10 protein-coding genes are annotated in these 9391 nt (G+C 66.4%); 6 read left to right on the top strand and 4 right to left on the bottom strand.

Annotated features, from left to right (window positions below):
• The 4 genes from mutS to C662_RS13140 all read left to right on the top strand — a co-directional run.
• The coding region (mutS, locus tag C662_RS13155) for a DNA mismatch repair protein MutS (protein WP_002929905.1) at positions 1–1607 on the top strand (1607 nt) is incomplete at its 5' end.
• 17 nt (positions 1608–1624) lie between these two features.
• Positions 1625–2395, top strand: coding sequence for a fused MFS/spermidine synthase (locus tag C662_RS13150; RefSeq protein ID WP_002929904.1), 771 nt, complete (start codon positions 1625–1627; stop codon positions 2393–2395).
• A gap of 140 nt (positions 2396–2535) precedes the next feature.
• A complete protein-coding gene (gene nqrM / locus C662_RS13145; RefSeq protein ID WP_002929903.1) occupies positions 2536–2739 on the top strand; it encodes a (Na+)-NQR maturation NqrM in 204 nt (67 codons plus the stop codon).
• 15 nt (positions 2740–2754) lie between these two features.
• Positions 2755–3162 (top strand): CBS domain-containing protein, encoded by a 408-nt coding sequence (locus tag C662_RS13140; protein ID WP_002929900.1) that lies wholly within the window; start codon positions 2755–2757, stop codon positions 3160–3162.
• A gap of 17 nt (positions 3163–3179) precedes the next feature.
• Here the strand turns inward: C662_RS13140 and dnaQ are convergent, their stop codons facing one another.
• Genes dnaQ through C662_RS13125 form a run of 3 tightly spaced genes read right to left on the bottom strand, consistent with a single transcriptional unit; the run spans position 3180 to position 5146 of the window.
• Positions 3180–3905, bottom strand: a complete 726-nt coding sequence (dnaQ, locus tag C662_RS13135; protein ID WP_002929898.1) for a DNA polymerase III subunit epsilon — start codon at positions 3903–3905, stop codon at positions 3180–3182.
• A 54-nt stretch (positions 3906–3959) separates the two neighbouring features.
• A complete protein-coding gene (gene rnhA / locus C662_RS13130; protein WP_002929896.1) occupies positions 3960–4418 on the bottom strand; it encodes a ribonuclease HI in 459 nt (152 codons plus the stop codon).
• Entirely contained in the window at positions 4418–5146 is a 729-nt protein-coding gene (locus tag C662_RS13125) for a class I SAM-dependent methyltransferase (RefSeq protein WP_002929893.1), read from the bottom strand. The genes rnhA and C662_RS13125 overlap by 1 nt, the downstream gene beginning before the upstream one ends.
• A 28-nt stretch (positions 5147–5174) precedes the next feature.
• Here C662_RS13125 and gloB point away from each other — a divergent pair, with 28 nt between their 5' ends.
• Both gloB and C662_RS13115 read left to right on the top strand, forming a co-directional pair.
• Positions 5175–5948: a hydroxyacylglutathione hydrolase gene (gloB, locus tag C662_RS13120; RefSeq protein ID WP_002929888.1), complete on the top strand. Its 774-nt coding sequence runs from the start codon at positions 5175–5177 to the stop codon at positions 5946–5948.
• Between the two features lie 76 nt (positions 5949–6024).
• Positions 6025–7323 carry a transglycosylase SLT domain-containing protein gene (locus C662_RS13115; RefSeq protein ID WP_002929886.1) on the top strand — a complete coding sequence of 433 codons (1299 nt, stop codon included), beginning with the start codon at positions 6025–6027 and terminating at the stop codon, positions 7321–7323.
• Here C662_RS13115 and C662_RS13110 read toward each other — a convergent pair whose 3' ends face one another.
• Positions 7324–9387 (bottom strand): ABC transporter ATP-binding protein, encoded by a 2064-nt coding sequence (locus tag C662_RS13110; protein WP_002929885.1) that lies wholly within the window; start codon positions 9385–9387, stop codon positions 7324–7326.
• Positions 9388–9391 lie beyond the last annotated feature (4 nt).

Here is a 9391-nt window from a genome sequence, read left to right as displayed (position 1 = left end):
AGGCCGCCGCCTACGGCATCGACAGCCGTGACGGGCGGCGGGCGGCCAACGTGCGCGGCGCGCTGCGCGGCGTCGCGGACGTCGACCGCATCACCGCCCGCATCGCCTTGCGCAGCGCGCGCCCGCGCGACCTCTCGGCGCTGCGCGACAGTCTCGCGCGCCTGCCCGAACTGGACAGCGCGCTTCACGCGTGCGAAGCGGCGCTGCTGCTCGAAATCCGCGCTGCGCTCGACATCGCCCCCGAGCCGCTCGCCCTGTTGCGCCAGGCCATCGCCGATGAGCCTGCAGCCATGGTGCGTGACGGTGGCGTGATCGCGTCCGGCTACAATGCCGAGCTCGACGAGTTGCGCGCCATCCAGACCAACTGCGGCGAGTTCCTGCTCGCGCTCGAAACGCGGGAGCGCGAGCGCACCGGCATCAGCGGTCTAAAGGTCGAGTTCAACAGGGTGCATGGCTTCTACATCGAGGTCAGCCGCGCCAACGCCGACAAGGTGCCGGACGACTATCGCCGTCGCCAGACGCTGAAGAACGCCGAGCGCTACATCACCCCCGAGCTGAAGGCCTTCGAGGACAAGGCCTTGTCGGCGCAGGAGCGTGCGCTGGCGCGCGAAAAACTGCTCTACGACACCATCCTCGACGCCCTGGCCGCGCACATCCCCAGCCTGCAGCGCATCGCCCGCGCGCTAGCCACGCTCGATGCGCTCGCGGCCTTCGCCGATGCCGCACTGCGCCATGCCTACGTGCAGCCGAGTTTCGTGGACACGCCGGGGCTCGACATCGTCGGCGGCCGCCATCCGGTGGTCGAGCGCCAGGTGGACGACTTCATCCGTAACGACGCGCGGCTGTCGCCGACGCGACGCATGCTGATGATCACCGGCCCCAACATGGGCGGCAAATCGACCTTCATGCGCCAGGTGGCACTCATAAGCCTGCTCGCCCATGTCGGCAGCTTCGTGCCTGCGCAGTCCGCCACGCTCGGCCCGCTCGACGCCATCTTCACCCGCATCGGCGCCTCGGACGACCTCGCCTCGGGGCGCTCCACCTTCATGGTCGAGATGACCGAGGCCGCCGCCATCCTGCATGGCGCGACGGAACACAGCCTGGTGCTGATGGACGAAATCGGTCGCGGCACCTCCACCTTCGACGGCCTGGCGCTGGCCTTCTCGATCGCCCGCCACCTGCTCGAAAAGAACCGCAGCCTGAGCCTGTTCGCGACCCATTACTTCGAACTCACCCGCCTCAACCACGATTACCCCGAGTGCGCCAACGTGCACCTGGATGCCGTCGAGCACGGTCGCCGTATCGTGTTCCTGCACGCGCTCGAGGAGGGGCCGGCGAGCCAGAGCTACGGGATCGAGGTTGCCGCGCTTGCCGGCATTCCCGCAGCCGTCATCCGCGACGCCAAGCGCAGGCTGCGCATGCTCGAGAACCAGGCCGTAGATAGCGGCCCCCAGGCTGACCTGTTCACTTCGCTACCCGAGCCCGAACAGGACGTACCGATGTCACACCCGGTGCTGAGCGAACTTGCCGATATCGACCCCGACGCGCTGAGCCCGCGCGAGGCACTTGAGCGCCTCTACGCCCTCAAGCGCCTGGCCGCTAGCTGAGGCGCACAGAGGCACACATGAACCCACCTATCGAAGTCTCGGAAGAGGCCGGCGTGCGCTACCTGCACTTCGGCTCGGAATGGGTCCAGGGTGCGATGCGCATCCGCAAGCCCAATGCGCTCGAACTCGCATACACACGCGAAATGATGGCTGGGCTGCTGCTGCGCGACGGTCTCGCCGAGGATGGTGCGATCTGGCCGCGGCGCGTCCTCATCATCGGCCTGGGCGCAGCCTCGCTTGCCAAGTACGTATTTCACACCTTGCCCCAGGCGCGCATTCAGGTGGTTGAGATCGCACCGGCCGTGGTCGCCGCTGCGCGCCAGTTCTTCCGTCTGCCGCCCGAAGACATACGCTTTTCGATCCATGTCGGCTGTGGCGCTCAGTATGTGCTCGAGCGCGAGCACAAATGGGACTACGTCCTCGTCGATGGCTTCGACCGCAATGCGCGCGCTGGCGTGCTCGATACCCAGGCGTTCCACGAGGCGGTGCGTTCACGCCTGTCTGAACATGGCTTGATGGCGGTAAACCTGTTCGGCCGCGCCCGCGGCTACAAGGCAGCGCTGGAGCGCATCAACCGCGCATTCGACGCCCGCTGCCTCGCCTTTCCGTCCTGCGACAGCGGCAACGTCGTCGCCTATGGTGCCGCAGGCGAGCCGATCGAGCGCAGCGTGGCCGAACTGCGCGAACGCGCGGGCTGGCTCAAAGCCCGCACCGGACTGGATCTTGGCCCCACGGTTACGCGACTGGAGCAGTCGGGGACGCTGCCGGGAGGGCGCGTCGAACTTTGATTGCTACGGAACCGAGCGTCGCGACCTGGATCAGAACCGCAGATGCCCGCGCTCGGAATAGTCAGAACTCACCCGCGCGCGGTATTCTTCGGGTGTGAACGGGGCTCGCAGCGAGCCCGCAAGATGGAGTCAGCATCAACATGAGCACCTTTCTGATCACCCTGATCGTCGTCGCCATCGTCATCGCCGCAATGGCGATCGGCGTCATGTTCGGACGCAAGCCGATCGCCGGCAGCTGTGGCGGCATCGGCTCACTCGGACTGGATTGCGAGTTCGGCTGCAAGAAGCCGTGCTCCAAGCGCCAGGCCCGCATGGAGGCCGCCAAGGCCGAACAACAACATTAAAACCCGGGAGACACCATGCTCAGTTCCCTGCTCGTCAAGGATTACATGATCGGCGATCACCTCGCCTTCGGCGCCCACACCGACCTGTTGAAAGCGGTCCATACCTTGCTCGAGCACCGCTTGAGCGGCGCTCCGGTGGTTGACGAGAACAACCGTCTGATCGGTTTTCTTTCCGAAAAGGACTGCCTCAAGGCGGCGCTCGACGCTTCCTACTTCCGCCGCGAAGCAGGCACGGTGCAGGAGTTCATGAGCAAGGACGTCGTTGCCATCTCGAGCGACGCAAGCGTGATCGACGCCATCGAGATGTTCCTTGGCGAACCCTGCCGCTGCCTGCCCGTGGTCGAGGGTTCGCGCCTGATCGGGCAGATTTCCCGTAGCGACATCCTCAAGGGCCTGGAGCAACTGCGCCGCGACGGTCACTGAGACTCCGCGGGCCGGGCTCAGCCCGGCGCGGGGGGCTCCTGTGCAGGCGGCAACCACAGGCAGAGCCCCTTGTTTGCCTTGGCGATGTCGGCCAGCATCGCCTCATGCGCGCCAAGCTCAGCGGCATCGGCGCGCACGACGACGATGCTGGCGCGCTCGCGCAGAGCCGCGCCGTCGTCGGCAGCGCCCGGGAGTGGCTCGTCGTCGAGGCCTATCATCAGGCTCTCCTGGCCACGCGTCATCGCCAGATAGACTTCTGCCAGCAGCTCCGCGTCCAGCAAGGCGCCGTGCAATTCGCGATGGCCGTTGTCGATTTCGTAGCGGTCGCACAAGGCATCCAGCGACGCCTTCTTTCCTGGATTCTGCTCCTTGGCCATGCGCAGGGTGTCGATCACCCCAGCGCACAGGGTGTCGAGCCGGCCGCGCCCAAGCAACTGCAGTTCGTTGTCGAGAAAGCCGACGTCGAAGCTCGCGTTGTGGATCACCAGTTCAGCGTCACGCACGAAGGCCTCGAAGTCATCGACGATCTCGGCAAAGCGCGGCTTGTCGGCGAGAAACTCTTCGGTAATGCCGTGTACCGCGACGGCCTCGGCATCGATGCTGCGGCCGGGATTGATATACACATGGAAATGGCGACCGGTCAGGCTGCGGTTGAGCAGCTCGACGCAGCCGATCTCGATTACCCGGTCACCGTTGCGCCAATCCAGGCCGGTGGTTTCGGTATCGAGCATGATCTGTCGCATCTTTGATTCCTGGCGGCCTGCGGCCGCGTCATGAGTTGTCGATGAAGGGGGGCGTCAGCCGTGCACGGCCCCGCCCGCCTTGCGCACGGCATCCACGCCTTGGCGAGCCAGCGCATCGGCGCGTTCGTTCTCCGGGTGGCCGGAGTGTCCGCGCACCCAGAGCCACTTCACCTGATGGCGGGCAGCGGCCTCGTCAAGCGCCCGCCAGAGATCCGCATTCTTGACCGGTTCCTTCGATGCCGTCTTCCAGCCGCGCGCCTTCCAGCCGTGGATCCACTCGGAGATGCCCTTCTGCACATACTGGCTGTCTGTATGCACGCGGGCCGATACCGGGCGTTTGAGCGCCTCGAGCGCCCGGATCACTGCGAGTAGTTCCATCCGGTTATTCGTGGTGGCGGGCTCGCCGCCCCACAGTTCCTTCTCATGCGCGCCAGCGCGCAGGATTGCGCCCCAGCCGCCTGGCCCCGGATTGCCGCTGCAGGCCCCGTCTGTGTAGATATCCACTTCTTCCATTACTGCGTTGTCCTCGCTCCGGCATCGCGCTGAGCGACCGGAGACAATCGTTTAGAAGCCGACTTGCGCTCGCGCCAGTGAGGCGTGATCAGGCGCATTCCCTGCACCCGCTTCACCCCGTGCAATAGATAGGCGGCGCCCAGCACCGGCCACCACCGCGCCCCCGCCCGGTCCAGGAACTGCCAGCGCTGCAGCCAGCGCTCGCTGCTCACCGGCGGCGCGTGGCAACCGAAACGGCTGCCCTGCACCTCGAAACCGAGCAGACTCATCCAGTCACGGATCCGCATTACCGTGCGGTACTGCCCGCACCAGGGCGGTTTCGACCCACGTCCTGCGAGCAGGCGGCGCACACCCCACAGGCTCAACGGACTCAGGCCGCTAATCACCACGCTGCCTTCGGCGACAAGCACACGCTCGACCTCACGCAGAACCCGATGCGGGTGAGCAGAGAATTCGAGCACGTGCGGCAACAGCACAAGATCCACGCTTGCCGACGCGAATGGCAGTTCGAATTCGTTTGCCATCGCATCGCCGCCGGGTGCACGTGCACAGGTAAAACGATGCGGCATGCGATTGGCCCGCAGCAGATCAAAACCGGGCAGACCGATCTGGACAGCGTTGTAGCCGAAGATGTCCGCGACCATGCTGTCCAGGACGTCCTGCTCCCAAGTCAGAAGGTAGTGCCCCTGGGGGGTGTGCAGCCAATCCTTGAGGTCGAGCATTGACATCGCCACTCAGGTCCTCAAAATTCGGGGGATGAACATTATCCCTCTTCCAGCCTTTCGCGATAACTACATCTGGTTGTTGCACGACGAACGGTACGCCGTAGTGGTCGACCCTGGCGATGCCCAGCCGGTCGTGGAGGCGCTCGAGCGACTGCAGCTATCGCTGTCCGCGATCCTGATCACCCACCACCACCCCGATCACATCGGAGGCCTGGCCGCATTGCTCAGCCGTTGGCCGGTACCGACGTATGGTCCGGCGAACGAGGCGATCGACGGCGTGAGCCATCCAGTAAGCGAAGGCGACATTGTCCGCCTTGCACAGCCGGGCATCAGCCTGCGCGTCATGGAGGTCCCGGCCCACACGGCCGGACACATCGCATTCCTGGCCGATCAGGCCTCGCCCGGGCTGCTGTTCTGTGGCGATACGCTATTCTCAGCGGGCTGTGGCCGGCTGTTCGAAGGTTCGCCGGCGCAGCTTGCCGAAGCGCTGGCCCGCTTTGCCGCCCTCCCCGCAGACACTCGTGTCTATTGCACGCACGAATACACTTTGTCCAACCTCGCCTTTGCGCGTGCGGCAGAGCCTTCCAACCCGGCCAGGGACGCCTACCAGCAACGCTGCGAGACGCTCAGGGCGCGTGGCGAACCCACGCTGCCATCGACCATCGGCCTCGAGCGCGACATCAACCCCTTCCTGCGCCCTCATATCGCCGGGGTCATCGATGCCGTGACTGCGCAGAGCGGGCAACGGCCGGTGGACAGCACCGCCTGCCTGGCGGCACTGCGGGCATGGAAGGACAATTTCTGAGCCGCAGGCCACGCCCATGCCCCGTTCCCCTCGCCTGTGCCCTGCAGCCCCCGGCGCGCAAACCCGCCGCATCCTGATGGCCACCGTGCTTGCGGCCTTCTGCCAAGCCCCCCTGGCACAGCAGCACCCGCCCACGGATGCGCCGGTTCAGGCCATTCCCGCTGCCCAGGACGATGCTGCGGCTCAGATCGAGGACGAGATCGTGGTCGAGCGCGTGCTGACGCTCGACCTCACCCGCGACGCCAATGACATCTGGGACAGGATCAGGCGCGGCTTCGGCATGCCGGACCTGGACAGCCCTCGGGTGATGGACCAGCAAGCCTTCTACCTGAACCGACCGGGCTTTCTCAAGCAGGTCTTCGGCCGCGGCGGGCGCTATCTGTACTACATCGTCGACGAGCTCGAGCGCCGCGGCATGCCGACCGAGATCGCCCTGCTGCCTATGGTCGAGAGCAGTTTCAACCCGATGGCCTACTCATCGGCCCACGCCTCCGGCCTGTGGCAGTTCATTCCCTCCACGGGGCGTTACTTCAACCTCACCCAGGATCAATGGGTCGATGAGCGCCGCGACGTGATCGCATCGACCAACGCCGCGCTCGACTACCTTCAACGCATCTACGAGATGCACGGCGACTGGCACCTCGCCCTGGCCTCGTACAACTGGGGGGAAGGCTCTGTACAACGCGCACTCAAGCGCAACGCCGAAGACGGTCTTCCCCTCGAGTACACCCACCTGCGCATGCCTGAGGAAACGCGCAACTACATCCCGAAGCTGCAGGCGATCAAGAACATCGTCAACGAGCCCGAGCTGTTCCATTTCGAGCTGCCTTACGTTGCCAACGAGCTCCACTTCGTCACCGTCGACGCCCCCGTCGGTGTGGACCTGGCCACCGCCGCCCGCCTCTCCGACATGCCACTGGACGAGTTCCTGGCCCTGAACCCCGGTTTCAATCGCCCGGCGATCACCACGCCGGGGCAGACCTTCATCGTCCCCACCGACCGTGCAGAGCGCCTGGAGGAAGGCCTGGCCGAACTCGAACGCAGCGGCAAGGGCTGGCGCATGCACACCGTGCGCGCGGGGGAGTCGATCGATGCGCTCGCACGCCAGCATGGCCTCACGCCAGCCCAGCTACGACGCCTCAACGGCCTTGCCGCCGGTGCCACCCCACGTCCGGGTCATGCCCTTCTCGTACCCGACGGGGTGGAGCCCGAGGGCGCACTCGAGGTCAGCGCGCTGCTGCCTTTTGCCAATGCCGCCCCCAGCCGCCAGGGCTTGAAGCTCAAACCTGCCGGTGCAGGTCAGCCACAACTCAAGTCCACTCCGAACCGTCCGCGCGCCAGCACCACCCCCCGCTCCGGCAGCCGCACGCGCTGATCAGGCGCCGAAGCGGGGCCAGTGGCAGCGTACGCGGTGGCCCTGCGACATCTCGGTCACCTGGGGATAGCTCAGCCGGCAGACATCGGTGGCATGTTCGCAGCGCGGGTGGAAATGACAGCCTGCCGGCGGCGCAAGCGGGGATGGCAGGTCGAGCGCTGCTGTTGCAGTGTCAGCGCCGCTGTCTTCCGCGCTTTCGGCATCGATGCGTGGAACCGCGGCCATCAGGCTGCGGGTGTAAGGATGGGTGGGCGCCGACAGCACGCGCTCGACCGGTCCTTCCTCGACGATACGACCGAGGTACATCACCGCCACCTCGTCGGCGAGGTACTCCACCACCGCCAGGTTATGAGTGATGAAAAGATAGGCCAGGCCGTGCTCACGCTGCAGCTCACGCATCAGGTTCAGCAACTGTGCCTGCACCGATACATCGAGCGCGCTGGTCGGCTCATCGCAGATCAGCACCCTGGGCGCCACCGCCAGCGCACGTGCCACCGCAATGCGCTGGCGCTGGCCGCCGGAAAACTCGTGCGGGTAGCGCCAGCGCATGTCGGGATCCAGGCCAACGCGTTCGAGCAGGCCATCCACCTGTTTCCGGCGCTGGCGCGGGTCGCCACCGAGCGCGAGCGCATTCATGCCTTCCTCGATGATGTCACCGACCCGCATGCGCGGATTGAGAGAGGCAAAGGGGTCCTGGAATACCATCTGCACTGCGCGGCGCAAAGGGTGCAAGGCCTGCTCCGGCAAGGCGGTAATGTTCTCGCCATCGAGCAGGAACTCGCCGGCCGTGGCCTCGACCAGCCGCAGGGCGGCCTTGCCGACGGTCGTCTTGCCACAGCCAGACTCGCCGACGAGGGCAAGCGTACGGCCGGCATACAGGCGCAAGCTCAGACCATCGACGGCCTTCAGTTCGGCGACCTTGCGCTTGAGCACACCCTTGCGCACGGGGAAATGGACCGAGAGATCGCGAATCTCCAGCACCGGCTGCCGGCTGCGCGCGCCCTCGGCGACCGCGGTCAACGCCTGTGCGGGCACGAACGGCCGCGGCACGCTGACGCCCTCGTACAGGTGGCAGCGCACCGCCTGCTCGCCGAGCCTGTGCCAACCCGGCGCCTCCTCGTCGCAGCGATCGAAGGCCATCGGGCAACGCTCGGCGAAGCGGCAGCCCTGGAACACCCTGTCCAGCCCGGGCACGCTGCCCTCGGGCGCCTCCAGTGCGGCCCCGCGGCGGTCGGCGCCCGGCAAGGCGGCAAACAACTTGCGCGAATACGGATGCAGCGGCGCAGCAAAGAAGTCCGTGCGCGCGCCGGTCTCGACAATCTCGCCCGCGTACATCACCCCCACCGTGTGGGCCACACGTGCGACCACACCCAGGTCATGAGTGATGAGCAGCATGCCCATGCCGCGCGCACGCTGGATCGCGACCAGCAGATCGAGCACCTGGGCCTGGATGGTGACATCCAGCGCCGTCGTCGGCTCGTCGGCAATCAGCAGTTGAGGTCGGCCGGCAAGCGCGATGGCGATCATCACGCGCTGCTTCATGCCGCCCGAAAACTGGAAGGGGAAATCGCGGAGGCGGCGTGCAGGATCAGGGATGCCGACTGCCTCGAGCAGGCCGCAAGCCTCGTCCGCCAAAACCACACCCGGCGGGCAGTGACGGGCGAGCGCCTCCATGATCTGTGCGCCGACGGTCATCACCGGGTTGAGGCTCGTCGACGGTTCCTGGAAGATCATGCCGATGCGCCCGCCGCGCACTCGCCGCATCGCGGCCTCGGGCAAGGCCAGCACGTCCTCGCCTGCGAGATGTACGCTGCCGCCGCAGATCTGCCCGGTGTCCGGCAACAGGCGCGCCAGCGCCAGTGCGGTCATCGACTTGCCGCAACCCGACTCGCCCAGCAGGGCGAAAGTCTGACCCTGGCGGATGGAAAAGCTCACCCCATCGACGGGGCGGATCTCGTCGTCGCCGCGCGCGATCGCCACGCGCAGGTCCGTCACCTCGAGCAGGGGCGCGCCGTGGCTGGCGCACGCGCCTGCGACGGCGGCGCTGGATACGGAAAGGCTCATGCAG

The sequence above is a fragment of the Thauera sp. 28 genome (assembly GCF_000310145.2).
Taxonomy (GTDB): Bacteria; Pseudomonadota; Gammaproteobacteria; order Burkholderiales; family Rhodocyclaceae; genus Thauera; species Thauera mechernichensis.
Note: the sequence above shows the minus strand (reverse complement) of the source record. Positions and strands in the feature narration are given on the sequence as shown.